Raw genomic sequence first — 25,826 nt, 5'->3', positions numbered from 1 at the left:
AGGAGACGGATGACGGACGAGGGGATGCCGCGCGCCCCACGCGGGAGCTACCCGAAGGGCCTCCAGCGGCGCCAGCGCATCGTCGACGAGGCCATGGTCGTCTTCGCGCGGTCGGGGGTGACCAGCGGATCGCTGCGCGAGGTCGCCAAGCGTGTCGGGCTCACACCGGCGGGGCTTCTGCATCACTTCGCGACGAAGGAGGAGCTGTTCGCCGAGGTTCTGCGTCAGCGCGACGAGAGCGTCCGCGCGGCCGCCGGCGACCCCGCCGCACATACCCTCGTGGAGCAGATGGGCAAAGTCGTCGCCCACAACGCCACGGCCCGCGGGCTCACTGCGCTTTACACGGTGGTCGTCGCCGAGGCGAGCGACCCCGAGCATCCCTCGCACGCCGCGTTCGCTGCCCGCTACCGCGACAGTGCCGTGCGCGCCGCCGAGCTGCTGCGCGCGGGACAGGCCGCCGGGGAGGTGCGCCGCGACATCGACCCCGACCGGGCCGCCCGGCTCCTCAGCGCCGTGATGGACGGCCTGCAGCAGCAGTGGCTCCTCGACGACTCGGTCGACATGTCTGCGCACTTCGCCGAGTTCATCCGCGGGTACCTCCAGCCCCCGGCCTGACGTCCCGGCATCCGGTCCCGTGCCGCTCGGGCGTTCGTGAACGTCGATCGCACACGAACGGGTCGAGCGCGCCCGTTCGGGTCGGCCGCGTCGTGTGCGCTCGGCCCGATCGTGTGCCTTCGGCGGGCGACGGGTTGCCGACGGGGAAGTTATGCGCTTAAACTGACCGGGACACCGCGCCCGATGTGGGGCGCCCGTTCGAGGAGGAACACGATGAGAATGACCCGATGGGGCGCCGTCGCCGTCGTCGCGGCGGCCGCGATCGCGCTGACCGGGTGCGGACGCACCTCCGATTCCGGCCCCGGTGCCGCCGACGCCACGACGATCGGCGACGCCAAGGCCGAGGGCACGCTCACGATGTGGGCGATGGGGGCCGAAGGTGAGGCACTGCCCGAGTTCGTGAAGACGTTCGAAGAGGCCAACCCCGGCGTCACCGTCGAGGTCACGCCGGTTCCGTGGGATGCCGCGTATAGCAAGTTCCAGACCGCCATCGCCGGCGGCAACACCCCCGACCTCGCGATGGTCGGCTCGACTTGGATGGCGGACTTCGGTGACGCGCTGCAGACCGTGCCCACCGATCTCTCCACCGACGGCATCTTCCCCGGCGCGATCGACTCGACGATGATCGACGACCGCGCGACCGGCGTGCCGTGGTACGTCGACACGCGCGTGCTCTACTACCGCACCGACATCGCCGCTCAGGCCGGCTGGAGCACGGCGCCCACCACGTGGGACGAGCTGAAGCAGATGGCCGCCGACATGCAGTCGAAGGGCGGCGCCGACTTCGGCATTCGTCTCCCCGCCGGCAACGACTCGTTCCAGGGCAACCTGTGGATGCCGTGGTCCAACGGCGCTGAGCTGGAGGACGGCTCGACCTGGACCCTCGACACCCCCGAGACCGTCGAGGCGCTCGAGTACTACCAGAGCTTCTACACCGACGGCATCGCCAACCCCGCCGCCGATCGCTCGGCCGGGGCCCAGGAGGCGGACTTCGTCTCGGGCGACACGCCCATGTTCATCGACGGACCGGCGTTCATCGGTCTGCTCAACGACCTCGGCGGCGAGGGCTTCAGCGACAAGATCTCGACCGCCGTGCTGCCCGCGAAGGAGTCGTCCACCTCGTTCAGCGGCGGGGCGAACCTGGCCGTGTTCGACAACTCCGACAACGCCGCCAGCGCGTGGAAGCTCGTGCAGTGGCTGACCCAGCCCGACACCCAGGCCGCCTGGTACGAGGCGACCGGTGACCTTCCGGCTGTGCAGGATGCCTGGAAGTCCGACGCCCTGGCGTCGTCCACGACCCTCGCCGCCTTCGGTACGCAGCTCGAGACCGCCAAGTCGGTGCCCGCCGTCACCACCTGGGTGCAGGTCGCCGCGGCCGGCGACGCGATGCTGGAGAAGATCCGCCTCGGGCAGCAGAGTCCCTCCGACGGCCTGAAGGAACTCCAGGCCACCGCCGACCAGCTGGGTCTGGGCTGAGGCCATGACGCAGGCAGTCGTGGGCGCGACCGGACGGGCTCCGGCCCCCGGTCGCGCCCGCGCCGGCGGGGCGTCGAGCCGCCGCCGGCGTCAGGGATGGGTCGCGTGGGGCTTCGCCCTGCCGTTCGTCGCGGTCTTCGCGGCGTTCATGGTCGTGCCGATCGTGGGCTCCTTCGCGATGTCGTTCACCGACTTCACGGCGCGCGACATCCGCTCGCCGTTCGCGGTGAACTTCATCGGGCTCGACCAGTACCTCTCGGTGCTGGGCGATCCGGTGTTCCTCACGTCGCTCGGGGTGACCGCGACATTCGTGGTCGTCGGCATCCCGGTCACCATGGCCGTCGCCCTCGCCCTCGCGCTGGCGCTGAACTCCAGCGGCGGACGTCTCGTGTCCATCCTGCGCGTGGGCTTCTACGCCCCTGTCGTGACGAGCATCGTGGCGGTCGCGGTGGTGTGGCGCTACATCCTGCAGCCCGAGGGGCTGTTGAACTCGGCGCTGGCGGTCATCGGCATCCAGGGGCCGGACTGGCTCAACGACACCTCGACGGCGCTCCCGTCGCTCATCGCAATGGCGGTCTGGCGCAACGTCGGCACGCTCATGGTGATCTTCCTCGCGGGGCTCCAGGCGATCCCCACCGACGTCAAGGAAGCCGCCCTGATGGACGGCGCCTCGTCGTGGCGACGTCTGACCTCGGTCACGCTGCCGCTGCTGCGTCCCACGCTGCTGCTCGGAGCCGTGCTGATCTCGGTCGGGTTCCTGCAGTTCTTCGAGGAGGCGTTCGTGATGACGCAGGGCGGCCCCCTCAACTCCACCCTCTCGGTGGCCTATTACACGTTCAAGCAGTTCGGCTTCGGGCAGTACGGCACGGCATCCGCCGCCAGCTACCTGCTGTTCCTCGCGATCGCGCTGCTCAGCCTGCTGCAGTTCCGTCTGCTGCGCTCGAAGGATTGAGGGAGGATGCCATGACACTCACGTCCCCCGCGGCTCCGGCCGTCGTCACCGAAACCGCGGAGCCTCCGCGCCGACGCCGTCGCTCCGAGAACCGCCTCGGCCCGGGCCGCGCTCTCACCCTCACCGTGCTCGTCGTCGGGGTCCTGGTGTGGATGCTGCCCTTCGCCTGGATGCTGCTCGGATCGGTGAAGACCCAACGCGAGATCCTGCAGCGCCCGCCGACGTGGTGGCCGCAGCAGTTCACGTGGGAGAACTTCGCCGCGTGGTTCGGACAGCTCAACTTCGGCCAGTTCTTCGGCAACAGCGTGTTCGTGGCACTGGTCACCGTGGCCGGCAACCTCGTGTTCTGCTCGATGGTCGGCTACGCGCTGGCGAAGATGGACTTCCCCGGCAAGAAGGCCCTGTTCGTCGTCGTCATGGTGACGCTCATGGTGCCCGGGGTCGTCACGTTCGTCCCGCTGTTCGTGATGGTGTCGTCACTCGGCCTGGTCGACACGTACGCGGCGCTGATCCTGCCGTTCGTCACGACCCCGCTGGGCGTGTTCCTCATGCGGCAGTTCATGCTCGGCATCCCCGATCCCCTCCTCGAGGCCGCGCGCATCGACGGAGCGGGGGAGCTGCGGATCTTCGCCCGCATCGTGATGCCCCTGTGCGGGCCGCCGCTCGCGACGCTCGGGATCCTGACGTTCCTGGCGTCGTGGAACAACTTCCTCTGGCCCCTCGTCGCGGCGCAGACCGAGGGGAAGTACACGCTCCCGGTCGCCCTGTCGCTCTACTCCACGGGGCAGAACGCCACCGACTACGGCCTGCTGCTGGCCGGTTCGGTGCTCGTGATCGCGCCGATCATCCTGCTGTTCGTCTTCCTGCAGCGGTACTTCATCCAGGGCATCGCCGCCACCGGACTGAAGTGACCCGCGACCGATCCGAAAGGATGCCATGACCTCCCCCCGATTCCTCACCGCGCCCGACGGCACGCGCTTCCGTGATCTCAACGGCAACGGGGTGATGGACCCGTACGAAGACCCGCGCCGCAGCGTCGACGAGCGCACCGAGGATCTCCTCGGGCGGCTCAGCCTCGAGGAGAAGTGCGGTCTGATGTTCCAGACCGTCATCGAGGTGGGCGAGGACGGCGAGCTGCTGGAGGCTCCCGGTCGGATCTCGAAGTCGCCGACGACCACCGTCGTGCTCGGCAAGAACATGACACACTTCAACGTTCACGCGATCCGCACGGCCCGGCAGGCGGCGACCTGGAACAACGCGCTGCAGGCTCTCGCCGAGTCGACGCCCCATGGCATCCCGGTCACCATCAGCACCGACCCGCGCCACGCGTTCGTCGAGAACACGGGGGTCGGTTTCGCCGCGGGGCCGTTCTCGCAGTGGCCCGAGGGGCTGGGGCTCGCGGCCCTCGACGACGTCGAGACCGTGCGCGAGTTCGCCGAGGTGGCCCGCCGCGAGTACGTCGCCGTCGGAATCCGCGCCGCGTTGCACCCGCAGATCGACCTCGCCACCGAGCCGCGGTGGGGTCGCCAGGCGCAGACCCTGGGGCAGGACTCCGCACGCGTCGCGGAGTTCACCGCCGCGTACCTCCGCGGATTCCAGGGCGAGCAGCTCGGGCCCGACAGCGTCGCGTGTACGACGAAGCACTTCCCCGGCGGCGGGCCGCAGCAGGGTGGCGAGGACGCCCACTTCCCGTACGGCCGCGAGCAGGTCTACCCCGGTGGCATGTTCGACTACCACCTCGAGCCGTTCCGCGAGGCGATCCGCTGCGGCACCGCCGGCATGATGCCGTACTACGGCATGCCGGTCGGGCTCGAGCTCGACGGGCACTCGGTCGAGGAGGTCGGTTTCGGGTACAACAAGCAGATCGTCACGGGCCTGTTGCGCGAGGAGCTGGGCTACGACGGCGTCGTCGTCACCGACTGGGAGCTCGTGAACGACAACCACGTCGGCGACCAGGTGCTGCCGGCCCGCGCGTGGGGCGTCGAAGAGCTCACGGCGCGCGAGCGCATGGAGAAGATCCTGGATGCCGGTGCCGACCAGTTCGGCGGCGAGGAGTGCGTCGACATGCTCGTCGACCTCGTCCGCTCGGGTCGCGTGTCCGAGGAGCGGATCGACGCCTCGGCGCGGCGCCTTCTGCGGGTGAAGTTCGCCCTCGGGCTGTTCGACGATCCCTTCGTCGACGTCGAGGAGGCCGAGCGGATCGTCGGCAACGCCGACTTCCGTGCCCTGGGGGAGCGGGCGCAGGCGCGCTCGCTCACGGTGCTGGTGAACGAGGGATCGACGCTGCCCCTTCGCCCCGTCGGCGCCGTGTACGCCGAGGGCTTCCGGCCCGGTGACGTGCACGAGCTCGGGCGCGTCGTGGCCGACCCGGCCGACGCCGACCTCGCCCTCGTGCGCATCGGAGCCCCCTTCGACCCGCGCGACGATCTCTTCCTCGAGGCGTGGTTCCACCAGGGCTCCCTCGAGTTCGCGCCGGGCCTGGTGTACCGGCTGCGGCAGATCGCGGCATCCTGCCCCCTGGTCCTCGTCGTGAACCTCGACCGCCCCGCGATCCTCACCCCGTTCGTCGGGCACGCGGCGGCCATCGTCGCCGATTTCGGCAGTTCCGCACGTGCCGTCCTGGACGCCCTGACCGGGCGCGTGGCACCTCAGGGGCGCCTGCCGATCGAGATCCCCCGGTCGATGGATGCCGTCCGCGCGTCGCGCGAGGATGTACCGTCGGACACCGGTGATCCTGTCTTCCCCGTGCACTTCGGGCTGGAGATTTCGGGTGTGGGGGACGCGCCGGGGCCGATGAGGGGGTACGCGCACCGATGAGCGAAGCGGACGCGACACGTCGACCGACCGTCTACGACGTCGCGCAGGAGGCGAACGTCTCGATCGCGTCGGTGTCGTTCGCGTTCCGCCGCCCCGACAAGCTCAGTGAGGCCACCCGGGATCGGGTCCTCGCCGCCGCACGACGTCTGGGGTACGCTCCCAGCGCCGCGGCGCGGGGTCTGGCGCACGGTCGGACGGGCACTCTCGGCCTGCACGCGTTCGACCTGCTGCTGGAGCGGGCCGACCCTCTCACGCAGACGCCGTCGATGACGGGGCTCGCGATGCCCGGGCTCGACGTCGACGGCGTGATCCCCTGGGCGCAGACCGATGACGACGTGCTGGCCGACCCCCGGGCGTTCCCGCTCTATGTCGACGAGGTGCAGCGCGGGTTCGAACTGGAGTGCTGGGCGCTCGGGCGCCCCGTGATGCTCAGTAGCGGCGCCGGCACCGACGTCTCCGTCGCCGACACCGCGGGCCGCGTGGACGGGCTGGCGATCTTCCCCTCGCCCCAGACCGCCCCCGCTCTGGCGCGGTACGCTCCGACGATCCCGATCGTGCTGTTCAGCGCGCCCCCCGGTGACGATCACCACCACCGGGTACGCGTCGACAACGCCCGCGGGATGCGCGCCCTCGCCGCCCATCTCGTGCGGGAGCATGGCATCCGCGACATCGCCTTCGTCGGACGTCCCGAGGCCTCCGACACGGCGGAGCGTCTGACTGGGCTGCAGGACGGTCTCGCCGACCTCGGGCTTTTGCTACGGCCGCAGGTCATCGACGCCACGGTCCGCGGCGAGGACGAGCTCGTGCCGCAACTGCGCGGGCTCATCGCCGACGGGCGGTTGCCCCAGGCGCTGGTCTGCGCGACCGACCAGCACGCGTTCGCCGTGCTCGACGCGCTCGCCGCCGAGGGGCTGCGGGTACCGGAGGACGTCGTCGTGACCGGTTTCGACGGCACGCTCGCGGCGCGGTTGAGTTCCCCGCCGTTGACGACCGTCCGGCAGCCGATGGAGGCGATGGGCCGTGCGGCGGCGCGCATCCTCGCCGGGGTCGCCGGCCCCGCCGACCGTCCCTTCGACGTGGTGTTCGAGCCGCGGCTGGTCGTCCGGGCGAGCTGCGGCTGCTGACGGCGGCGTCTGACAGCGGCATCCACTTCGCCGTCGCGCGGAGTTCGTGGGCGGCGCGCCCGGCCGCGGGGCTACGGGCCGGCGTGTCGGGCACGGGCTCCGCGGGACGGTACCCGAACTACGATCGAACGGTTCCCAACCCGGAGGTCCGTTCGTGCCCGCACCCGCCGCACTCGCCCACGCCGAGGATCTCGCCGACTTCGTCGCGGCGTCGCCGTCGAGCTTCCACGCTGCCGCGGAAGTGGCACGGCGCTTGACGGATGCCGGATTCACGACCCTGCGTGAGGGTGAGGAGTGGCCCGCCCAGCCGGGCGGTCGCTTCGTCGTCGTGCGCGATGGTGCCGTGATCGCCTGGATCGTGCCGGGATCGGCCACACGGGCAACGGCCGTGCGCGTCTTCGGTGCGCACAGCGACTCGCCGGGGTTCGCGCTCAAGCCGAAACCGACGACCGGTCGCCTGGGCTGGCTGCAGGCCGGGGTCGAGGTGTACGGCGGCCCGCTCGTGAACTCGTGGCTCGACCGGGAGCTGCGTCTGGCCGGACGACTCGTGCTCGAGGACGGCACGCAGGTGCTGGCCGCGACGGGGCCGCTCCTCCGTCTCCCGCAGCTCGCGATCCACCTCGACCGTTCCGCCAACGACGCCCTCACACTCGACAAGCAGTCGCACACGCAGCCGGTCTGGGGTCTTGGTGAGACGGAGTCGGCGGATCTCCTCGGCGAGATTGCGCGGACGGCGGGTGTGGATGCTTCCCGCATCCGTGGCTACGACCTCGTTATGGCCGACGCGGCCCGCGGAGTGGTGTTCGGGGCCGATGACGCGTTCTTCGCCGCGGGGCGGCTCGACGATCTGGCGTCCGTGCACGCGGGTGTCGTCGCCCTCGAGCACGCGTCCGACGGATTCGATGGAGCCGACATCGCGATGCTCGCCGTCTTCGACCACGAAGAGGTGGGCTCGGCCACGCGGTCCGGAGCATCCGGTCCGTTCCTCGCCGACGTGATCGAGCGGATCCATCTCTCGCTCGACATGGATCGTGACGCTCAACATCGAGCCCTCTCGCGCAGCTGGTGCGTGTCGAGCGACGTGGGTCATGCCGTGCACCCCAATTACCCCGAGAAGCACGATCCGGTCGTGCAACCGCGGCTGGGGTCGGGACCGATCCTGAAGATCAACGCCAACCAGCGGTACGCGACCGACGGTGTCGGCGCGGCCGCGTGGCACGGGTGGTGCGCCGCTGCCGGAATCGTCGCGCAGGAGTTCGTGTCGAACAACTCCGTCCCGTGCGGATCGACCATCGGGCCGCTGACGGCGACGCGCCTCGGCATCCGCACGGTCGACGTCGGCATCCCGATCCTGTCGATGCACTCGGCACGCGAGCTCGCCGGTGTCACCGATCTGCACGCGCTCGCCCGGGTCGCCGAGGCGTACCTCGTCGGCTGAGCCTCAGGCCGCCTGCACCCGCAGTGCCGCCCAGAGCTCGGCGCGGGTCGCGAACGACGACAGGTCGCGACCGAGCAGGCGTTCGGCCAGGGCCAGGCGCGTGCGCACGGTATGCCGGTGGACGCCGAGCGCCTGGGCGGTCAGCTCGTGGGAGCAGTCGTTGTCGAGCCACGCGCGCAGCGTCTCCACGAGGCGGGAGCCCTCGGCGCCATCGTGAGAGGTGAGCGGCGCGAGCTCGGCGGCGGCGAGGGCTGCGGCGTCGGGGCCGAGTGCCGAGAGGACACCGGATGCCGCGACCTCGGCGAACGTCGTCACCGTTTCCCGCCCGCGATCGCGGGCCACGCGGGCTTGCTCGACAGCGGCCGCGAACCGGTCGTACCCGGTCGCGTCGGACACCCCGATCCGCGCGCCGAAGCGCTCGGCGGCCTCGTTGATCGCCTGACGCTCATCGGCGGGGACGACGATGACCATGCCGTCGTCCGCGCGGCCGAAGAACACCGCTCCCCGGCGCTCCTCCGCCCGCAGCTCGAGCAGTTCCGCGAGCCCCCCGCTGTGCCCGGCGGCGGCGTCGGTGAGCGCGACGACCACGGGCGCGGTCGGCAGCGGCCCCCACGCGTCGCGCGCGATGCGTCGCGCGAGCGTGGCGTCGTCGGTCAGCAGCGACTGCACGAGACCCGCGCGCAGCGCTCCCCGGGCCCGGCTGAGACCCTGGTGCTGCTCGAACGCGAGGCCGGCCATCGCGATGACGGCCGTGACGACACCGCGCCCCTCCTGGTCGAGTTCGCCGGCCGCGATGGCGATGACACCGCGCAAGTGCCCGCCCCTCCCGAGGGTCTGCAGCGTGAACGGGCGTCCCGCGATGCGCAGCGCCGAGGCCGCCCGCGCGCCTCGCCGCAGCACCGCCGCGACCTCGTCGCTCAGAGCGCCCGCGGTCTCGGCATCCAGGTCTCCGCCCGGGTGCTCGCGCGTGAGCTCGCCGGCCGCGTCGTACAGGCCCACCCACGTGCCCAGCTGGCGGGCGAGTTCGGCGAGGGTCGCGCCGAGCCCGTCCGGGCGGAGCGCGGCGAGGGCGATGGCGCGCTGCGCCGACAGCGCCCACGTGCGGCGCGCATAGGCTTCGGCGGCGATCGCCTCGGCGTTGGCGCGGGCGACGGCGATGAACGGCGTGCGGTAGGGGACCTCGAAGAGCGGGAGGCCGGCGTCGCGGCACGCGGCTGCGAGCTCGGGCGGGATGCCGTCGCGCACGACCTCCGTGCCGAAGCCCAGGCCCGCGACCCCCCGCGCCGTCAGCCGTTGCACGTAGTCGGCCGCGGACGCGCCGACCGGGCCCTGGAACTGGGTGCCCGTGGTCAGGAGCACCTGTCCGTCCGAGAGGAACGGGGTGGGGTCGACGAGATCGCTGCTGTGCACCCACCGCACGGGGCGTGCGAGCGCCTCGGGCTCACCGGTCTCGAGGCGCAGGTGCAGATCGCGGCGGCGCAGCAGTGCGCCGAGCGTGGGGGTGTCGGTGGCATCCATGGGGCTCCCGCGGAATTCGCTGTACGGCTCGTACAGCGGGGTAACCAGAATGTACAGGATGGCAGGTGCCGGGGTCCGGCGGCGTTGCCTACGCTCCCGAACATGACCGCACCGCACACCGTCACCGCGCCCCCCATCGGCGGCCCCTCCCTCCCGCAGGAGCGCCGCCTGGTCACCAGCATCCCCGGACCTCGCTCGCAGGAGCTCCTGGACCGTAAGGCCGCCGCGGTCTCGGCCGGTGTCGGCCACACCGCCCCCATCCATGCCGTCGCCGCCGGCGGGGGAGTCGTCGTCGACGCCGACGGCAACTCGCTCATCGACCTCGGGTCGGGCATCGCGGTGACCTCCGTCGGCAACTCCCACCCGGCGGTCGTCGCGGCGGTGCAGGAGCAGGTGGCCGCGTTCACCCACACGTGCTTCATGGTCTCGCCGTACGAGTCCTACGTCTCGGTGGCCGAAGCCCTCAACCGACTCACCCCCGGCGACCACGCGAAGAAGAGCGCGCTCTTCAACTCCGGCGCCGAGGCGGTCGAGAACGCGATCAAGATCGCCCGCAAGCACACCGGACGCCAGGCCGTCGTCGCGTTCGACCACGCGTACCACGGCCGCACGAACCTCACGATGGCGCTCACGGCGAAGAATATGCCGTACAAGAGCGGCTTCGGTCCCTTCGCGGGCGAGGTCTACCGCGCTCCGCTGTCCTACCCCTTCCGCGACGGGCTGTCCGGCCCCGAGGCTGCGGCCAAGGCGATCTCGCTCATCGAGAAGCAGGTCGGCGCCGAGAACCTCGCGGCCGTCATCATCGAACCCATCCAGGGCGAGGGCGGCTTCATCGTCCCCGCGGACGGTTTCCTCCCGGCCGTCGTCGACTGGTGCCGCGCGAACGGCGTGGTCTTCATCGCCGACGAAGTCCAGTCCGGCTTCGCCCGCACCGGTGCGATGTTCGCCTCCGAGATCTTCGGCATCGTCCCCGACCTCGTCACGACCGCCAAGGGCATCGCCGGCGGTCTGCCGCTCGCGGCCGTCACGGGGCGCGCCGAGATGATGGATGCCACCCACACCGGTGGCCTCGGCGGAACCTACGGCGGCAACCCGATCGCGTGCGCGGCCGCGCTCGCCGCGATCGACGCGTTCGAGAACGACGGCCTCATCGAGCGCGCGCGCGAAATCGGGGAGATCCTCCTCTCCCGCCTGCGCGCGCTGCAGCAGGACGACCCGCGCATCGGCGACGTCCGTGGCCACGGAGCCATGATCGCGGCCGAGTTCGTCGACCCCGCCACCGGTGCCCCGGATGCCGCGCTCACCGGGGCCGTGGCCAAGGCGGCGATCGCGGAGGGCGTGATCGTGCTCACGTGCGGCACCTACGGCAACGTCATCCGCTTCCTTCCGCCGCTGTCGATCGGCGACGATCTCCTGAACGAGGGAATCGACGTCGTGGCCGGAGTGCTCGCGCGCCACTGAGCGAAAGACCCGAGGGGGCGGCATCCGACCCGAACGCGCCGCCCCCTTCGCCGCACCATCCCGGGTCACCGACGCAGAGAGAGAAGATTTCATGGACGAGATCACGCGCGACGTCGTCGTCATCGGGGCGGGGGCCGCGGGCCTCACCGCCGCGAACGACCTGCGCAAGGCCGGTCTGTCGGTCGTCGTGCTCGAGGCGCGCGACCGCGTCGGCGGGCGCCTGTGGACCGACGTGATCGACGGCGCCATGCTCGAGCTCGGCGGCCAATGGGTCTCGCCCGATCAGCAGGCGCTCATCGACACCGTCGCCGACCTGGGGCTGTCCACCTACAGCCGCTACCGCGAGGGCGACAGCGTGTACGTCGGCCCCGACGGGGTCGCGAAGCGTTTCACGGGCGAGATGTTCCCGGTGGCTCCCGAGACCGAGAAGGTCATCGACGAGATCACCGCCCGCCTGGATGCCATGGTCGCCGAGATCGACCCCGACAAGCCGTGGGAGCACCCGAACGCCGCCGAGTGGGACAAGATCTCGTGGGACGCGTGGCTGCGTCAGCAGACCGACGACGACGAAGCCGTTCGCAACCTCGCGTTCGCCACGGGCTCGGCGATGCTCACCAAGCCGACCCACACGTTCTCGCTTCTGCAGTCGCTGCTCATGGCGGCATCCGCGGGGTCGTATTCGCACCTCGTCGACGCCGACTTCATCCTCGACAAGCGGGTCGTCGGCGGCCTGCAGCAGGTGCCCGAGCACCTCGCCGAGCGCCTGGGCGACGACGTGCTCCTGAACCAGCCGGTCCGCACCCTGCAGTGGGGCGACGAGGGTGTCACCGCGATCGCCGACGGCGTCACCGTCCGCGCGCGCTTCGCGATCCTGGCCCTGGCCCCTGTGCTCTACACGCGCATCTCGTTCGAGCCGCCGCTGCCGCGCCTGCAGCACCAGATGCACCAGCACATCTCGATGGGGTTCGTCATCAAGGTGCACGCCGTGTACGACCGCCCGTTCTGGCGCGAGCAGGGCCTGTCGGGCACCGCGTTCAGCCCGTACGAGCTGTCGCACGAGGCGTACGACAACACCAACCACGGCGACGAGCGCGGCACCCTGGTGGGCTTCGTGTCGGACCAGAACGCCGACGACCTCTTCCGCCTGAGCGCCGAGGAACGCAAGGAGCGCATCCTCGAGTCGCTGTCGCACTACTACGGACCCGAGGCCAAGGACCCGATCGTCTACTACGAGAGCGACTGGGGCACCGAGGAGTGGACGCGTGGCGCCTACGCCGCGAGCTTCGACCTGGGCGGCCTGAACCGCTACGGCGCCGACCTGCGCGAACCGGTCGGCCCGATCCACCTCGCGTGCAGCGACATGGCCGGCGCCGGCTATCAGCACGTCGACGGCGCGATCCGCCAAGGACACCGCGCCGCCGACGAGATCCTGGAACGGGCACGCGGATGACCGCCCCGGTGGTCGTGGGATACACCGCGACCGACACCGGCGCCGACGCCCTCGCGCTCGGCATCCGGCTGGCCCGGGCGATCGGGGCGCCGCTCGAGGTGGTCCTCGTGCTGCCCGACGACACCCGCAGCGTCATCACCCCTCCGGATGCCGCGTACGCGCGGCTCGTGGCCGATCAGGCCGAGCGGTGGCTGGGGGAGGCCGCGGCGACGATCCGGGATGCCGTGCCGCACCGCGAGCACGTCCGTCTCGCCGACTCGTTCGCCGAGGGTCTCGTGGCGTTCGCCGACGAGATCCGCGCCGGGTACATCGTGGTGGGCGCCGCCAACGGCGGTCTGCGCGGACGACACCGGCTCGGGACGGTCGCGTCCGAGCTCCTGCACTCCTCGGACGTGCCGGTGGTGCTCGCGCCCGAGGGATCGCGGCGCGTGGACCCCGCCGTCGGCATCAGCCGGATCACCACCGCGATCGGCAGCCGACCCGGCGCGGACGTGCTGCGGGACGAGAGCATCGCGCTCGCCGCCGCGGCATCCGTTCCCCTGCGCCTGCTGTCGCTGGTCACCGTCGACCTGCCGCCGGGGCTGGCCACCGGTGCGATTCGCATCGCCGGTGCCGCGCACGCCGAAGAGGTGCTGTCCCAGGCCCGCGTCGAGCTGCCCACCGACCTCGCGGCCGAGGTGGTGGTCGCCGAGGGCGACAGCATCGAAGAAGCCGTGCGCGAGCTGCCCTGGGATCCCGCCGAGCTCGTGATGGTCGGCAGCAGCCGTCTCGCGCAGCCGCGGCGCCTGTTCCTCGGCTCGACCGCGGCGAAGATGCTGCACGAGCTGCCCGTCCCCCTCGTCGTCGTGCCACGCAGTCGTGCCGACGCCTCGTCCCCGGAAGGATCGCGGCCATGACCGCTCCCGCCCCCGCCACCGGCAGTGACGCCGGCGGCCTGTCGAAGAAGGGCTTGAGCGCCGGCACGATCGGCCTGCTCGGCGCCGTCGTCATCGGCATCTCCTGCATCGCCCCGGCGTACACCTTCACCGCCGCGATCGGCCCCACCGTCGGCGCCGTCGGCGTGCAGGTGCCGGCCATCATCCTGGTCGGGTTCATCCCGATGCTGCTCGTCGCCTTCGGCTATCGCGAACTCAACAACCGGATGCCCGACTCGGGCACGTCGTTCACGTGGGCGGCGCGCGCTTTCGGCCCGTGGATCGGCTGGATGGCCGGGTGGGGCCTCATCGCCGCCACCGTGATCGTGCTGTCCAACCTCGCCGGGATCGCCGTCGACTTCCTCTTCCTGCTCATCTCGCAGCTCACCGGGCAGCCCGGCGTGGCGGATCTGGCATCCAATCTGCCGATCAACATCATCGTGTGCCTGCTGTTCGTCCTCGGGGCGACGGTGGTGTCGTACCGCGACATGCAGACGACGCAGAAGCTGCAGTACGTGCTCGTGGGCTTCCAGGTGATCGTGCTCGTCGTGTTCGCGATCGTCGCGATCGCGCACGTCGTGGGCGGGGATGCCTTCGACCCGACGCCGTTCGACTGGGCGTGGTTCAACCCGTTCGCGGTGTCGTCCTTCAGCGCGTTCGCCGCGGGCGTGTCGCTGTCGATCTTCATCTTCTGGGGGTGGGACGTCACCCTCACGATGAACGAGGAGACGAAGGACCCCGAGAGGACCCCCGGTCGCGCGGCGACGATCACGGTCGTCACGATCGTGTCGCTGTACCTGCTGCTGGCGGTAGCCATGATCATGTTCGCCGGCATCGGCGACGGCGAGTTCGGACTGGGCAACCCCGAGATCCAGGACAACGCGTTCTTCGCGCTGGCGGGGCCGATCCTCGGGCCCTTCGCCGCGTTCGTGTCGCTCGCGGTGCTGACCAGCTCGGCATCCTCGCTCCAGTCGACGTTCGTCGGTCCGGCGCGCACCCTGCTGGCCATGGGGCACTACGGCGCCCTGCCGCCGAAGTTCGCCACCGTCAGCCCGCGGTTCTTCACCCCCGGATACGCCACGATCGTGTCCGCGATCGTCGCCGCCGGCTTCTACGCCGTGATGCGGGTGGTGAGCGTCAACGTGCTCTCGGACACGATCCTGACCCTCGGCATCATGATCTGCTTCTACTACGGCCTCACCGCAATCGCGTGCGTCTGGTACTTCCGCAAGCAGTGGTTCGACTCCGCGCGGAACGTCTTCTTCACGCTGCTGTTCCCGCTCGTGGGCGGTGTGATCCTCGCGGTCATCTTCATCACGACCCTGATCGACAGCATGAACCCCGAGTACGGCAGCGGCTCCGAGATCGGCGGGGTGGGCCTGGTGTTCGTCCTCGGCGTCACCATCATCCTGCTCGGGGCGGTCATCATGGTCGTGCAGTACTTCCGCCGACCGGCGTTCTTCCGCGGGGAGACCCTCGCGATCGACGCCCCGCCGAGCGCCCGCCGCGCCCGCCGCCTCGCCCAGTGACCTTCGACCACGACACCAACACGGGAGCCTTCATGAGTGACTACGCCGTCGTCAACCCCGCCACGGGGGAGACCCTCGCCGAATACGACACCCTGTCCGACGCGGGCGTCGAGGCCGCCATCTCCGCCGCTCGCGACGGATACCGCGTCTGGTCCCGCACGGCACCGGCTCAGCGCGCCGAGGCCCTCCGGCGCGTCGCCCAACTGCACCGTGACCGCCGCGACGACCTCGCCGCGATCATCGTGCGCGAGATGGGGAAGCCGCTGGAGGCCGCGCTCGGCGAGGTCGACTTCGCCGCCGACATCACCGAGTACTACGCCGACAACATCGACAAGATCGTCGGCGACACCCCCATCGACATCCTGGGCGAGGGCACCGCGGTCATCCGGCGCTCGCCCCTGGGCCCGCTGCTGGGCATCATGCCGTGGAACTTCCCGTACTACCAGGTCGCCCGCTTCGCCGCCCCGAACCTCGCGGTGGGGAACAGCATCCTCCTCAAGCACGCGCCGCAGTGCCCCGAGTCGGCCGAGGCCCTGCAGCTGATCTACCGCGACGCCGGGCTCCCCGAGGGCGCCTACGTCAACATCCGCGTCACGAACGACCAGGCCGCCACGATCATCGCCGACCCCCGTGTGCAGGGTGTCTCGGTCACCGGCTCCGAGCGCGCCGGCGCCGCCGTCGCCGAGATCGCCGGTCGCAACCTCAAGAAGGTCGCCCTGGAGCTCGGCGGCTCCGACCCGTTCATCCTGCTTTCCACCGACGACCTCGACGCCGCCGTGCAGGCCGCGGTCGACGCACGCCTGGACAACAACGGCCAGTCCTGCAATGGCGCGAAGCGGTTCCTCGTCGTCGACGACCTCTACGACGCGTTCCTCGCCAAGTTCAGCGCGGCGCTGGGCGAAGCGAAGGTCGGCGACCCGTTCGCCGAGGACACGGTGCTCGGCCCTCTCTCGTCCCTCGCCGCCGCCGAGCGCCTCGACGAGCAGGTCCAGCGCGCCGTGGCTCAGGGCGCGACGCTCGAGGTCGGTGGAACGCGCGACGGCGCGTACTACCCCGGCACGGTCCTCACGGGGGTCACGAGCGACATGGATGCCTACGGCGAAGAGTTCTTCGGACCGGTCGCGACGGTGTATCGCGTGTCGGGGGAGGACGAGGCGGTCGCCATCGCGAACGACACCGGCTTCGGTCTCGGCTCGTATGTCTTCACCACGGATGCCGCCCAGGCCGAGCGCATCGCGGAGCGGATCGAGGCCGGAATGGTCTATGTGAACCTCGTCCTCGCCGACTCGCCCGAGCTGCCGTTCGGTGGAGTCAAGCGCAGCGGCACCGCTCGCGAGATGGGGCTTCTCGCTGCCGACGAGTTCGTCAACAAGAAGCTCATCCGCACTGCCTGAATCGCCGTGTCCCCCGGCGCGGTTCGCCACGCCGGGGGACATGACATAGACTGGGACGTGCAGGAGAAATCTGCATTCTTTCGCCGTGCCCCGCGCACAGGCGGCATCCCTCCCCGAGAGATTCCTGGCGAAAGCGTGTAGGTTTCACCATCCCGGACCCCCCGCGGGTCTTAGGGCGGTAGCTCAATTGGCAGAGCAGCGGTCTCCAAAACCGCAGGTTGCAGGTTCGATTCCTGTCCGCCCTGCGCACAGCGCACGCTGGCAACGAGAAGCGACCTAGGTGGTTCGATGACGCAGGACGAGGCGAGAGGCGAGATCGTCGCTGAACGCGGCGCGCCCCGCGAGAAGAAGCTCAACTTCTTCGCGCGGATCGCTCTTTTCATCCGTCAGGTCATCGCGGAACTGCGCAAGGTCGTTACGCCCACGCGGCAGGAACTGGTCAAGTTCACCGCCGTGGTCCTCGGGTTCGTCGTCGTGATGATGGCGCTCGTCTACGGCCTCGACGTGCTGTTCGTGTGGCTGACCAGCGCCGTGTTCGGCATCCCGGGCGCTGCCGGCGCCTGACCGGCGCTTCGGCGGACGCGCGGCCCCACGAGCGGCCGCTCCAGAACGGAAGAGATCACCAGTGTCTGAAAGATATGTCGACGACGCCGATTGGGCGCCCACGGCCGAGCAGTCCAGCGAGGACGACGAGGCGCAGGAGGGCGACATCCTGGCCTCCCAGGAGCACGCCTCCGACGCGGCCGAGCACACCGCCATCCACATCGTCGACGACGAGAACGACGACGACGCCGATGACCTCGGCGACATCGACATCACCGACCCGGAGGCGGACGCCATCGTGAACGACGCACTCGAGATCGACGAGGCCAGCGAGGCCGAGGCTGCGGCCGAGGTCCTCAACGATTCGCTCGCCGAGGAGGCTGCCGAAGAGGCGGCCGAGGCCGCGGACGAGGTCACCCCCTACGACGGCCCCGACATCAACGGCGAGCCCGACGAGCCCGTGCTCGACGAGGACTTCGTCGACGAGGTCGCGGGCGCGGCCAGCGTCGTCGACGAGGCCGAGGCATCCGTCTCTCCCGCCGACGCCGCCGAGGCACCGGTCGACGAGGACTCCGCCGACGACGAAGACCTCGACCCGTACGAGGCGTTCCGCGTCGAGCTGCGTTCGCTGCCGGGCAAGTGGTACGTCATCCACTCGTACGCCGGCTTCGAGCGCAAGGTGAAGGCCAACATCGAGCAGCGCAAGTCGACGCTCGAGGTCGAGGACGACATCTACCAGGTCGAGGTCCCCATGGAGGACGTCGTCGAGATCAAGAACGGCCAGCGCAAGATGGTCACGCGCGTGCGGATCCCGGGCTACGTGCTCGTGCGCATGGACCTCAACGAAGACACCTGGTCGGTCGTGCGTCACACCCCCGGCGTCACGGGCTTCGTGGGCAACGCCCACAACCCGACGCCGCTGCGCTTCGACGAGGCGTTCAACATGCTCAAGAGCCTCGTCGAGGTGAAGGAGTCCGCACCCGTCAAGGGCGGTGGAGCCAAGGGCGCCCCGGTGGCCCAGCGCGTCATCCCCGCCGAGGTCGACTTCGAGACCGGCGAGACCATCACGATCAAGGAAGGCTCCTTCGCGGGCCTGCCCGGCACGATCAGCGAGATCAAGCCCGAGAGCGGCAAGCTCACCGTGCTGGTGTCGCTCTTCGAGCGCGAGACCCCGGTCGAGCTGTCGTTCGACCAGGTCACCAAGATGATCTGACGCCCTGCGCGTCCGCGCGAACGCCCCGTCCGGCCTGTGCCGCGCGGGGCGTTCCGCGTTTGGGTGGGCGTCGCGTCGGGGTGCGTCGCGTCGGGGTGCGGCGCGTCGGGGTGCGGCGCGTCGGGGTGCGTGCGGCGCGCTCGGGCGCGCGGTGCGTTGCCGGTCTTCCGCGATAAACGCTTCCTGCACTGGGAAACTCTCGCTGCGAGCGTTTCCCAGTGCAGCGAGCGTTTCTCACGCCATCTCTCAGGGTCAGCGCGAGCGGGGGTTGTGGCCGATGGCATGCAGGCGGGCGGTGTCGGGGCGGCGGACGGGGCGAAGGCCCGCCCCGGCCAGGGCGTCCCGAAGATCCGACCCCCGCAGCGCGGCGGCGAGGTCCCACCGTACGAGCGTCCACCCCGCCCTGCGGAGCGCATTCTCGCGCGCCTTCTCCGCGCGGATGGCGCGGGTCGCCTCACCGACCTCCTCGCCGTACTTCGCCCAGCCGTCGGATTCGCCGATCAGCTGGGCATCCGGCCACGAGAAGTCGCTCCGGTACGTCCGGCCTCCCACGACGTGAGACTGCTGGAGTTCGGGGGCGGGGAATCCGCACCACTCGATGACGGCGCGGCTGACCGATTCCCCGACGGACTCCGACCGCCCATCGGCACGATCCAAGACCCACGGGATGCGTGCTCGTCCGCGGGCGTTCTTCTGGTCGGCGGCGATCGAGCGCAGCGCCTCCAGGGAGACGTCGTGGGGATGCGAGCGGAGAGCGGCGTCGGTGACCGCGAGGGCGAAGGCGGGCGGCAGACACCGGATCAGGTCGAGCGCCGTGTCGGTGATCGTCGTCGTGCGGATGCCGTCGACCATCCTGGACGAGCGGGTGTCGACGCTCGTATGAGCGACGACATCGCCATACCGCAGCGACCGCGCGCGGCGTGCGTCGAAGATATGGATGTCGCGCGGGTGACCGAAGAGCGGGAGGCCCCAGAGCGCTGCCGCCGATTCATGCGAAAACACCGCCTCCGGCCGGGTGAGGGCGAACGCGTGCACGCGGACCAGATAGCGATCCCATTCGGCGAGCGACTCCCACCGCATCCGCGAGGTGTAGACCCCGCGGCGGACGCGGACGGCCGTGTCGCGCAGATCCAGGTGCATTCCCGCTTCCCGGGCATCTCGCGCGTGAACGAGGGGAGCGGGGCAGGGGCGGATGCCGGGCGTCGAGTGCATGCACGGATCGTGCCTGTCGTGCGGAGCCGCCGGTGGCGTGCGATGCCGATCCGGGGACAACTCGCGATCACGGCGCCATGGGGAGAAGCCGTGCCGGATGGCATCCCTCTGCCCGCTGCCCACGCGGATCGCGCCATGCGTCGCGATAAACGCCTGCTGCACCGAGACGCGCTCGCAGCGAGCGTTTCTCAGTGCAGAGCGCGTTTGTCGCGACGGCGGCGGGCGGCGGGCGGCGCGCGGCGGGCGGCGAGACCGGGTGCGGCGCGGATGCCGGGACATCGCGTATGATGGGGAGGTTGCTCGTGCGTCTGTGCGAGCGCAACCGCTACCCGGAACGGCCGGGCATGCGGGAGAGAGGTTGCCGCAAGGCAGCCGCTCGGGAAAGGAAAAGGATATGGCACCCAAGAAGAAGGTGACCGGCCTGATCAAGCTCCAGATCAAGGCGGGTGCGGCCAACCCCGCGCCGCCGATCGGTCCGGCGCTCGGTCAGCACGGCGTCAACATCATGGAGTTCTGCAAGGCCTACAACGCGGCGACCGAAGCCCAGCGCGGCAACGTCATCCCCGTCGAGATCACGGTCTACGAGGACCGCAGCTTCACGTTCATCCTGAAGACGCCCCCGGCCGCAGAGCTCATCAAGAAGGCCGCCGGCCTGGCCAAGGGCTCGCCGACGCCGCACACCACCAAGGTGGGCAAGCTCACCAAGGAGCAGGTTCGCGAGATCGCGACGACCAAGCAGCCCGACCTGAACGCGAACGACATCGAGGCCGCGGCCAAGATCATCGCCGGTACCGCCCGTTCCATGGGCATCACGGTCGAGGACTGAGGGAGATAATCATGGCTACCAAGTCCAAGGCATACCGGGCCGCCGCCGAGAAGGTCGCGCCCGACACGTTCTACACCCCCACCGAGGCCGTCGCCCTGGCGAAGGAGACCGGCTCGAAGAAGTTCGACTCGACCGTCGAGGTCGCGCTGAAGCTCTCGGTCGACCCGCGCAAGGCAGACCAGATGGTCCGCGGCACGGTCATCCTGCCCCACGGCACGGGTAAGACCGCTCGCGTCATCGTCTTCGCCAACGGTCCCGCGGCCGAGGCGGCCCTCGCCGCCGGTGCCGACGAGGTCGGCGGCGCCGAGCTCATCGAGAAGGTCGCCGGCGGTTACACGTCGTTCGACGCGGCGGTCGCCACGCCCGAGCTCATGGGCCAGGTCGGTCGTCTGGGTAAGGTCCTGGGCCCCCGCGGTCTCATGCCGAACCCCAAGACCGGCACCGTGACCCCCAACCCGGCCAAGGCCGTCGAGGAGATCAAGGGCGGAAAGATCGAGTTCCGCGTCGACAAGCACGCCAACGTGCACTTCGTCGTCGGCAAGGCCTCGTTCTCGGCCGAGCAGCTCGACGAGAACCTCAAGGCCGCGCTCGAGGAGATCATCCGCCTCAAGCCGTCCAGCTCGAAGGGCCGCTACATCCAGAAGGGCGCCGTCTCGACCACCTTCGGTCCCGGCATCCCGCTGGACGTCAACGTCTTCGCCTGACGCACCACGCCGAAAGCCCCGTCGCGCCTCGTGCCGGCGGGGCTTTCGCGTTGCCGCACGCACCTGCCGCACGCACCGGTCGGGTGCACGGACGTGCAACACGGCGTCATCCCGGAAGGATGCCACGCCGATCCGTGTTGAGCTGGAGGTAAGCCCGGGCCCCTGCCCCGGCGCCGCCGGCCGCCCCCCGACCTCCCGGCATCCACAGCCCCCCGCAAATCCCTCCGCACCACACGCAAGGAACAGCTATGCCCCGTCGTCTCCCCGTCTTCGCCGCCGCCATCGGCGCCCTCGCCCTCGCCCTCACCGCCTGCAGCGGCGGCTCCACGTCCGGCTCGGCCGAGCAGGGCGATGACCTCGGTCTCGTCTCCGGCGGCACGCTCACCGTGGCCACCGAGGGCACGTACCGCCCGTTCTCGTTCCACGACGAGTCGGGCACGCTCACCGGTTACGACGTCGAGATCGCCCAGGCCGTCGCCGAGAAGCTGGGTCTGAAGGTCCGCTTCCAGGAGACCCAGTGGGATGCCATTTTCGCGGGCCTCGAGGCGGGCCGCTTCGACGTCATCGGCAACCAGGTCTCGATCAACCCCGAACGCCAGGAGAAGTACCTCTTCAGCTCGCCGTACACCGTGTCGCGCGGCGTCGTGGTGACCACCGATGACGACTCGTCCATCTCGAGCTTCGCCGATCTGTCGGGCAAGACCACCGCGCAGTCGCTCACGAGCAACTGGTACGAGCTGGCCACCGAGAGCGGTGCGCAGGTCGAGGCCGTCGAGGGCTGGGCCCAGGCCGTCGCCCTCCTGCAGCAGGGTCGTGTCGATGCCACGATCAACGACCAGCTGACCTACCTCGACTACGAGAAGACCAACAGCCCGACCGGTCTGAAGATCGCCGCCGAGACCGACGACACGTCGGAGAGCGCGTTCGCGACCACGAAAGACAAGCAGGCCCTGGTGGATGCCATCGACGGCGCGCTCGAAGAGCTTCGCGCCGACGGCACCCTGAACGAGATCAGCCAGAAGTACTTCGGCGCCGACGTCACGAAGTAAACCCCCGGGGCACGCCCGCACCTCCCGCCTAGCGTGAGAGGGCGGGCGTGCCGCGTTCGCGACAGGAAGGAGGCCGAGTGAACGACATCTGGACGCTGCTGCTCGATTCGTTCTGGCCCATGGTGCTGGCGGGGCTGCGGGGAACGATCCCGCTGTCGCTGGCATCGTTCGCCATCGGACTCGTCATCGCCCTCGGGATGGCGCTGCTGCGCCTCTCGCGCACGGCCCTACTGCGCGGGATCGCCCGGTTCTACATCTCGGTGATCCGGGGCACTCCGCTGCTGGTCCAGCTGTTCGTGATCTTCTACGGGCTGCCCGCGGTCGGGATCGTCATCGATCCGTTCCCCGCGGCGGTCATCGCCTTCTCGCTGAACGTCGGCGGATACGCCGCCGAGGTGATCCGCGCCGCGATCCTCTCCGTCCCCCGCGGGCAGTGGGAGGCCGCGCACGTCGTCGGGTTGTCCCCGAGCAAGACGCTGACGCGCATCATTTTGCCGCAGGCGGCGCGCGTGTCGGTGCCCCCACTGTCGAACACGTTCATCTCGCTCGTGAAGGACAGCTCGCTGGCATCCCTCATCCTGGTCACCGAGCTGTTCCGGCAGGCTCAGAACATCGCCGCGTTCTCCTACGAGTTCATGGCGATCTACCTCGAAGCGGCCCTGATCTACTGGCTGTTCTGCCTCGTGCTGTCGGCGGGGCAGGGAGTTCTCGAGAGGAGGCTCGATCGCCATGTCGCACGCTGACGACGCCCTGACCCCGCCCGCCGGTGCCCCGGCGGCGCCCCTTCTGCAGGTCCGCGGGCTGCAGAAGAGCTTCGGTGACAACCGCGTGCTCGACGGTGTCGACCTCGAGGTCCGCCGCGGCGAGGTGCTGGTGCTCATCGGTCCGTCCGGATCGGGCAAGACCACGGTGCTGCGGAGCCTCAACGGCTTGGAGACACCCGAAGCGGGAGTCGTGCAGTTCGACGGCGGCCCCACGATCGACTTCGCCGCGAAACCGACGAAGGGCGATCGGTCAGCCCTGCGCGACCGGTCGGCGATGGTCTTCCAGCATCACAATCTCTTCCCTCACCTCACGGTCCTGCAGAACGTCATCGAGGGTCCGGTGCACGCCCACGGCGTCCCGAGAATCGATGCGGTCGCGCGGGCCGAGGCGCTGCTCGACCGCGTCGGACTCGCCGAGAAACGCGACGCCTACCCGTTCGAGCTCTCCGGCGGGCAGCAGCAGCGCGTGGGGATCGTCCGCGTCCTGGCGCTGAAGCCCGACCTGCTGCTCTTCGACGAGCCGACCAGTGCCTTGGATCCGGAGCTCGTGGGCGAGGTGCTCAAGGTGTTGCGCGGTCTCGCCGACGAGGGCTGGACGATGGTCATCGTCACGCACGAACTCGGCTTCGCCCGCGAGGTCGCCGACGAGGTGCTGTTCTTCGACGAGGGCGTGATCGTCGAACGCGGCGTGCCCGCCGAACTCTTCACCGCGCCGAAGAAGGAGCGCACCCGCCGCTTCCTCGACCGGCTCCTCCGGCCACTGGACTGATCGTGTCGCGGCTGACGGAGCTCTTCGGGATCGACGTCCCGATCGTCCTCGGCCCGTTCGGCGGTCTGTCCTCGATCGAGCTGACCTCGGCGGTGAGCGCGGGAGGCGGTCTCGGCTCCTTCGGCCTCTACGGGTACACGCCCGACCGCATCGCCGAGACGATCCGGGGTCTCCGGGCGGCGACCGACCGCCCCGTGGCGGTCAACCTCTGGTGGCCGCGCGGCGACGAGGTCACACCCGGCGACGTCGATCTCGAACCGGTCCTGGATGCCACGGCGTCCCTGTTCGAGGCTGCGGGAGCCCCGCGGCCAGTACCGCCCGCGGCGTTCCTCCCCGACATCGCGGAGCAGGTCGACGCCGTCTTCGCCGCGGGAATCGATGTGCTGAGCGTCGTGTACGGGGTTCCGGATGCCGCGACCGTCGCGCGGGCGCAAGAGCACGGCATCCGGGTCGTCGGCACCGCCACCTCCGTCGCCGAGGCGATCGCCCTCGAGGCGGCGGGCGTGGATGCCATCGTGGCCACCGGGATGGAGGCGGCGGGGCACCGGGTGTCGTTCCTCCGCGATCCCGCGGAGTCGCTCGTGGGGACGTTCGCGCTCGTCCCGCAGGTCGTCGACGCCGTGGCGGTGCCGGTGATCGCTGCGGGAGGTGTCGCGGACCGGCGGGGTGTCGCCGCCGCCTTCGCCCTCGGTGCCGAGGGGGTCCAGGTCGGCACGGCCTTCCTGCGCACTCGCCAGTCGGCGGCGACGGCAGCACACCGCGCGGCGATCACCGCCGCCGGCGACACCGACACCGTGCTCACACGGGCCATGAGCGGGAGGTGGGCCCGTGGCATCCCGAACCGCGCCGTGCGCGAGATCGAGGCGGCGGGAGCGATCGCGCCGTTCCCGGCGCAGAACTGGCTCACCGGTGTCTTCCGGTCGGCAGCCGCGGCGGCGGGGGAGGGTGACCTGTTGTCGCTGTGGGCGGGTCAGGCGGCGAGCCTCGCCCGCTTCGAGGACGCCGCAGACGTGCTCGCCGAGCTGCGCGCCGGACTGCCCGTGGACCGCGGTTAGGCGGACGCGCGAATCTCGAACCCTGCGTCGGGCCCGGCATCCGGGACGTCGATCACGTCGACCCGCTCGACGTGGGAGAGGGGCGGACCGTGGTGTGCCCAGGCCACGAGGGCGTCGACGGCGGCGGGCGTGCCGCTCACGCGGGCCTCGACGGTGCCGTCACGGCGATTGCGCACCCAGCCGCTCGCGCCCACGCGTTCGGCCTCGGCGCGGAGGGCCCAGCGGAACCCGACGCCCTGCACATGCCCGCGGACGGTGATCTCGACGGTGGCCATGCCTCCATTGTGACCTCAGTCGGTGAACACGGGGAGGACGAGCGACAGGGCGAGGGCCCACATCACCAGCGCGATGGCTCCGTCGAGCACGCGCCACGCGCGGGGCGAGTCGAGCCAGCGTCCGAGGAAGCGCGCACCGAATCCGAGCGCCGCGAACCACAGCACGCTCGCGGCTGCGGCGCCCAGCCCGAACACGCCGCGTTCATCGCCGTGCGTCGCGGCAACGGATCCGAGCAGGAACACCGTGTCGAGATACACGTGCGGGTTCAGCCAGGTCAGCGCGAGGCACGTGAGCACGACCGACGTGCGGGTGGTCGTCGCGGTGCGTGTCGGGCCGGACGACGAACCTGCAGCGCTCGCCGTGCGGTCGACGTGGAGTGCGGCACCGGAGGGCTTCAGCGCCCGCCGCGCGGCGACGACGCCGTATCCCACGAGGAACGCCGCGCCGGCCCACCGGACGATGTCCAGCAGCCACGGCACCGCCGTCACGACAGCGCCGATTCCCGAGACACCGAGGGCGATGAGAACGGCGTCGGACACGGCGCACACCGCCACGACGGCGAGCACGTGCTCGCGGCGCACACCCTGGCGCAGCACGAAGAGGTTCTGCGCGCCGATGGCCACGATGAGCGAGAGGCCGAGCCCGAAACCCGCGGCGAAAGAGGAGAACACGGTTCGACGCTACGGGTCCCCGAGCATCAAGGACAGTTCAGGATTCTCACGAACCA

24 protein-coding genes and 1 tRNA gene are annotated in these 25,826 nt (G+C 70.4%); 21 read left to right on the top strand and 4 right to left on the bottom strand.

Going from position 1 to position 25,826, the window contains the following annotated elements; all coding sequences use genetic code 11:
* Positions 1-9: 9 nt before the first annotated feature.
* From AC3WLZ_RS12965 to AC3WLZ_RS12935, 7 genes are all read left to right on the top strand, one after another.
* A complete protein-coding gene (locus AC3WLZ_RS12965) occupies positions 10-615 on the top strand; it encodes a TetR/AcrR family transcriptional regulator (protein WP_492470304.1) in 606 nt (201 codons plus the stop codon).
* Positions 616-828: 213 nt separating this feature from the next.
* Entirely contained in the window at positions 829-2,091 is a 1,263-nt protein-coding gene (locus tag AC3WLZ_RS12960) for an extracellular solute-binding protein (protein WP_492470303.1), read from the top strand.
* A gap of 4 nt (positions 2,092-2,095) precedes the next feature.
* Positions 2,096-3,043, top strand: a complete 948-nt coding sequence (locus AC3WLZ_RS12955) for a carbohydrate ABC transporter permease (RefSeq protein ID WP_492470302.1) — start codon at positions 2,096-2,098, stop codon at positions 3,041-3,043.
* A gap of 11 nt (positions 3,044-3,054) precedes the next feature.
* Positions 3,055-3,954 carry a carbohydrate ABC transporter permease gene (locus tag AC3WLZ_RS12950; protein WP_412925321.1) on the top strand — a complete coding sequence of 300 codons (900 nt, stop codon included), beginning with the start codon at positions 3,055-3,057 and terminating at the stop codon, positions 3,952-3,954.
* 25 nt (positions 3,955-3,979) lie between these two features.
* Complete coding sequence (locus AC3WLZ_RS12945; RefSeq protein WP_492470301.1) at positions 3,980-5,860, top strand: glycoside hydrolase family 3 protein; 1,881 nt, start codon at positions 3,980-3,982, stop codon at positions 5,858-5,860.
* A complete protein-coding gene (locus AC3WLZ_RS12940) occupies positions 5,857-6,984 on the top strand; it encodes a LacI family DNA-binding transcriptional regulator (protein WP_492470300.1) in 1,128 nt (375 codons plus the stop codon). Before AC3WLZ_RS12945 ends, AC3WLZ_RS12940 begins: the two co-directional genes overlap by 4 nt.
* A 154-nt stretch (positions 6,985-7,138) precedes the next feature.
* Entirely contained in the window at positions 7,139-8,422 is a 1,284-nt protein-coding gene (locus tag AC3WLZ_RS12935) for a M18 family aminopeptidase (RefSeq protein ID WP_492470299.1), read from the top strand.
* Between the two features lie 3 nt (positions 8,423-8,425).
* Here AC3WLZ_RS12935 and AC3WLZ_RS12930 read toward each other — a convergent pair whose 3' ends face one another.
* The gene (locus tag AC3WLZ_RS12930) at positions 8,426-9,940 is read right to left on the bottom strand and encodes a PucR family transcriptional regulator (protein WP_492470298.1); all 1,515 of its coding nucleotides are present in this window, start codon (positions 9,938-9,940) and stop codon (positions 8,426-8,428) included.
* A 102-nt stretch (positions 9,941-10,042) separates the two neighbouring features.
* Between AC3WLZ_RS12930 and gabT the strand changes: the two genes are divergently transcribed.
* From gabT to nusG, 8 genes are all read left to right on the top strand, one after another.
* The gene (gene gabT / locus AC3WLZ_RS12925) at positions 10,043-11,401 is read left to right on the top strand and encodes a 4-aminobutyrate--2-oxoglutarate transaminase (protein ID WP_492470297.1); all 1,359 of its coding nucleotides are present in this window, start codon (positions 10,043-10,045) and stop codon (positions 11,399-11,401) included.
* A gap of 22 nt (positions 11,402-11,423) precedes the next feature.
* Positions 11,424-12,851: a flavin monoamine oxidase family protein gene (locus AC3WLZ_RS12920; protein ID WP_492470990.1), complete on the top strand. Its 1,428-nt coding sequence runs from the start codon at positions 11,424-11,426 to the stop codon at positions 12,849-12,851.
* Positions 12,848-13,747: a universal stress protein gene (locus AC3WLZ_RS12915; protein ID WP_492470296.1), complete on the top strand. Its 900-nt coding sequence runs from the start codon at positions 12,848-12,850 to the stop codon at positions 13,745-13,747. Before AC3WLZ_RS12920 ends, AC3WLZ_RS12915 begins: the two co-directional genes overlap by 4 nt.
* Entirely contained in the window at positions 13,744-15,294 is a 1,551-nt protein-coding gene (locus AC3WLZ_RS12910; protein ID WP_492470295.1) for an APC family permease, read from the top strand. Before AC3WLZ_RS12915 ends, AC3WLZ_RS12910 begins: the two co-directional genes overlap by 4 nt.
* A 32-nt stretch (positions 15,295-15,326) precedes the next feature.
* Positions 15,327-16,688, top strand: coding sequence for an NAD-dependent succinate-semialdehyde dehydrogenase (locus tag AC3WLZ_RS12905; protein ID WP_492470294.1), 1,362 nt, complete (start codon positions 15,327-15,329; stop codon positions 16,686-16,688).
* A 172-nt stretch (positions 16,689-16,860) separates the two neighbouring features.
* Positions 16,861-16,933 (top strand) — tRNA-Trp (locus tag AC3WLZ_RS12900).
* Positions 16,934-16,976: 43 nt separating this feature from the next.
* Positions 16,977-17,252 carry a preprotein translocase subunit SecE gene (secE, locus tag AC3WLZ_RS12895; protein WP_412925312.1) on the top strand — a complete coding sequence of 92 codons (276 nt, stop codon included), beginning with the start codon at positions 16,977-16,979 and terminating at the stop codon, positions 17,250-17,252.
* Between the two features lie 61 nt (positions 17,253-17,313).
* Entirely contained in the window at positions 17,314-18,444 is a 1,131-nt protein-coding gene (gene nusG / locus AC3WLZ_RS12890; protein ID WP_492470293.1) for a transcription termination/antitermination protein NusG, read from the top strand.
* 252 nt (positions 18,445-18,696) lie between these two features.
* On the opposite strand, the gene AC3WLZ_RS12885 is transcribed toward nusG, so the two are convergent.
* Positions 18,697-19,656: a type IV toxin-antitoxin system AbiEi family antitoxin gene (locus tag AC3WLZ_RS12885; protein WP_492470291.1), complete on the bottom strand. Its 960-nt coding sequence runs from the start codon at positions 19,654-19,656 to the stop codon at positions 18,697-18,699.
* Positions 19,657-20,050: 394 nt separating this feature from the next.
* On the opposite strand from AC3WLZ_RS12885, the gene rplK reads away from it, so the two are divergent.
* The 6 genes from rplK (at position 20,051) to AC3WLZ_RS12855 (ending at position 24,823) form a co-directional block, all read left to right on the top strand.
* A complete protein-coding gene (gene rplK, locus AC3WLZ_RS12880) occupies positions 20,051-20,482 on the top strand; it encodes a 50S ribosomal protein L11 (RefSeq protein ID WP_022880012.1) in 432 nt (143 codons plus the stop codon).
* Positions 20,483-20,493: 11 nt separating this feature from the next.
* The gene (rplA, locus tag AC3WLZ_RS12875; protein ID WP_134128556.1) at positions 20,494-21,186 is read left to right on the top strand and encodes a 50S ribosomal protein L1; all 693 of its coding nucleotides are present in this window, start codon (positions 20,494-20,496) and stop codon (positions 21,184-21,186) included.
* Positions 21,187-21,434: 248 nt separating this feature from the next.
* On the top strand, positions 21,435-22,235 hold the full coding sequence (locus AC3WLZ_RS12870) for an amino acid ABC transporter substrate-binding protein (protein WP_492470290.1): 801 nt from the start codon (positions 21,435-21,437) through the stop codon (positions 22,233-22,235).
* A gap of 119 nt (positions 22,236-22,354) precedes the next feature.
* Positions 22,355-22,978, top strand: a complete 624-nt coding sequence (locus tag AC3WLZ_RS12865) for an amino acid ABC transporter permease (RefSeq protein WP_492470989.1) — start codon at positions 22,355-22,357, stop codon at positions 22,976-22,978.
* Positions 22,965-23,768, top strand: a complete 804-nt coding sequence (locus AC3WLZ_RS12860; protein ID WP_492470289.1) for an amino acid ABC transporter ATP-binding protein — start codon at positions 22,965-22,967, stop codon at positions 23,766-23,768. The genes AC3WLZ_RS12865 and AC3WLZ_RS12860 overlap by 14 nt, the downstream gene beginning before the upstream one ends.
* Positions 23,768-24,823: an NAD(P)H-dependent flavin oxidoreductase gene (locus AC3WLZ_RS12855; protein ID WP_492470988.1), complete on the top strand. Its 1,056-nt coding sequence runs from the start codon at positions 23,768-23,770 to the stop codon at positions 24,821-24,823. Before AC3WLZ_RS12860 ends, AC3WLZ_RS12855 begins: the two co-directional genes overlap by 1 nt.
* Here AC3WLZ_RS12855 and AC3WLZ_RS12850 read toward each other — a convergent pair.
* A complete protein-coding gene (locus AC3WLZ_RS12850) occupies positions 24,820-25,098 on the bottom strand; it encodes an acylphosphatase (protein ID WP_492470288.1) in 279 nt (92 codons plus the stop codon). The two genes, AC3WLZ_RS12855 and AC3WLZ_RS12850, sit on opposite strands and share 4 nt — an antisense overlap.
* Positions 25,099-25,113: 15 nt before the next feature.
* Positions 25,114-25,770, bottom strand: a complete 657-nt coding sequence (locus AC3WLZ_RS12845; protein WP_492470287.1) for a LysE/ArgO family amino acid transporter — start codon at positions 25,768-25,770, stop codon at positions 25,114-25,116.
* Between the last annotated feature and the right edge of the window lie 56 nt (positions 25,771-25,826).

The sequence above is a fragment of the Microbacterium sp. FW305-3-2-15-F-LB2 genome (assembly GCF_058787255.1).
This window is presented reverse-complemented; position numbering and strand designations above follow the sequence as displayed.

What these genes read in the sequence shown, in the direction of transcription:
- AC3WLZ_RS12965 (WP_492470304.1), top strand. Translation starts at nt 10, where the DNA reads ATGACGGACGAGGGGATGCCGCGCGCCCCACGCGGGAGCTACCCGAAG.
- AC3WLZ_RS12960 (WP_492470303.1), top strand. Translation starts at nt 829, where the DNA reads ATGAGAATGACCCGATGGGGCGCCGTCGCCGTCGTCGCGGCGGCCGCG.
- AC3WLZ_RS12955 (WP_492470302.1), top strand. Translation starts at nt 2,096, where the DNA reads ATGACGCAGGCAGTCGTGGGCGCGACCGGACGGGCTCCGGCCCCCGGT.
- AC3WLZ_RS12950 (WP_412925321.1), top strand. Translation starts at nt 3,055, where the DNA reads ATGACACTCACGTCCCCCGCGGCTCCGGCCGTCGTCACCGAAACCGCG.
- AC3WLZ_RS12945 (WP_492470301.1), top strand. Translation starts at nt 3,980, where the DNA reads ATGACCTCCCCCCGATTCCTCACCGCGCCCGACGGCACGCGCTTCCGT.
- AC3WLZ_RS12940 (WP_492470300.1), top strand. Translation starts at nt 5,857, where the DNA reads ATGAGCGAAGCGGACGCGACACGTCGACCGACCGTCTACGACGTCGCG.
- AC3WLZ_RS12930 (WP_492470298.1), bottom strand. Translation starts at nt 9,940, where the DNA reads ATGGATGCCACCGACACCCCCACGCTCGGCGCACTGCTGCGCCGCCGC.
- gabT (WP_492470297.1), top strand. Translation starts at nt 10,043, where the DNA reads ATGACCGCACCGCACACCGTCACCGCGCCCCCCATCGGCGGCCCCTCC.
- AC3WLZ_RS12915 (WP_492470296.1), top strand. Translation starts at nt 12,848, where the DNA reads ATGACCGCCCCGGTGGTCGTGGGATACACCGCGACCGACACCGGCGCC.
- AC3WLZ_RS12910 (WP_492470295.1), top strand. Translation starts at nt 13,744, where the DNA reads ATGACCGCTCCCGCCCCCGCCACCGGCAGTGACGCCGGCGGCCTGTCG.
- AC3WLZ_RS12905 (WP_492470294.1), top strand. Translation starts at nt 15,327, where the DNA reads ATGAGTGACTACGCCGTCGTCAACCCCGCCACGGGGGAGACCCTCGCC.
- secE (WP_412925312.1), top strand. Translation starts at nt 16,977, where the DNA reads ATGACGCAGGACGAGGCGAGAGGCGAGATCGTCGCTGAACGCGGCGCG.
- AC3WLZ_RS12885 (WP_492470291.1), bottom strand. Translation starts at nt 19,656, where the DNA reads ATGCACTCGACGCCCGGCATCCGCCCCTGCCCCGCTCCCCTCGTTCAC.
- rplK (WP_022880012.1), top strand. Translation starts at nt 20,051, where the DNA reads ATGGCACCCAAGAAGAAGGTGACCGGCCTGATCAAGCTCCAGATCAAG.
- rplA (WP_134128556.1), top strand. Translation starts at nt 20,494, where the DNA reads ATGGCTACCAAGTCCAAGGCATACCGGGCCGCCGCCGAGAAGGTCGCG.
- AC3WLZ_RS12870 (WP_492470290.1), top strand. Translation starts at nt 21,435, where the DNA reads ATGCCCCGTCGTCTCCCCGTCTTCGCCGCCGCCATCGGCGCCCTCGCC.
- AC3WLZ_RS12865 (WP_492470989.1), top strand. Translation starts at nt 22,355, where the DNA reads ATGGTGCTGGCGGGGCTGCGGGGAACGATCCCGCTGTCGCTGGCATCG.
- AC3WLZ_RS12860 (WP_492470289.1), top strand. Translation starts at nt 22,965, where the DNA reads ATGTCGCACGCTGACGACGCCCTGACCCCGCCCGCCGGTGCCCCGGCG.
- AC3WLZ_RS12850 (WP_492470288.1), bottom strand. Translation starts at nt 25,098, where the DNA reads ATGGCCACCGTCGAGATCACCGTCCGCGGGCATGTGCAGGGCGTCGGG.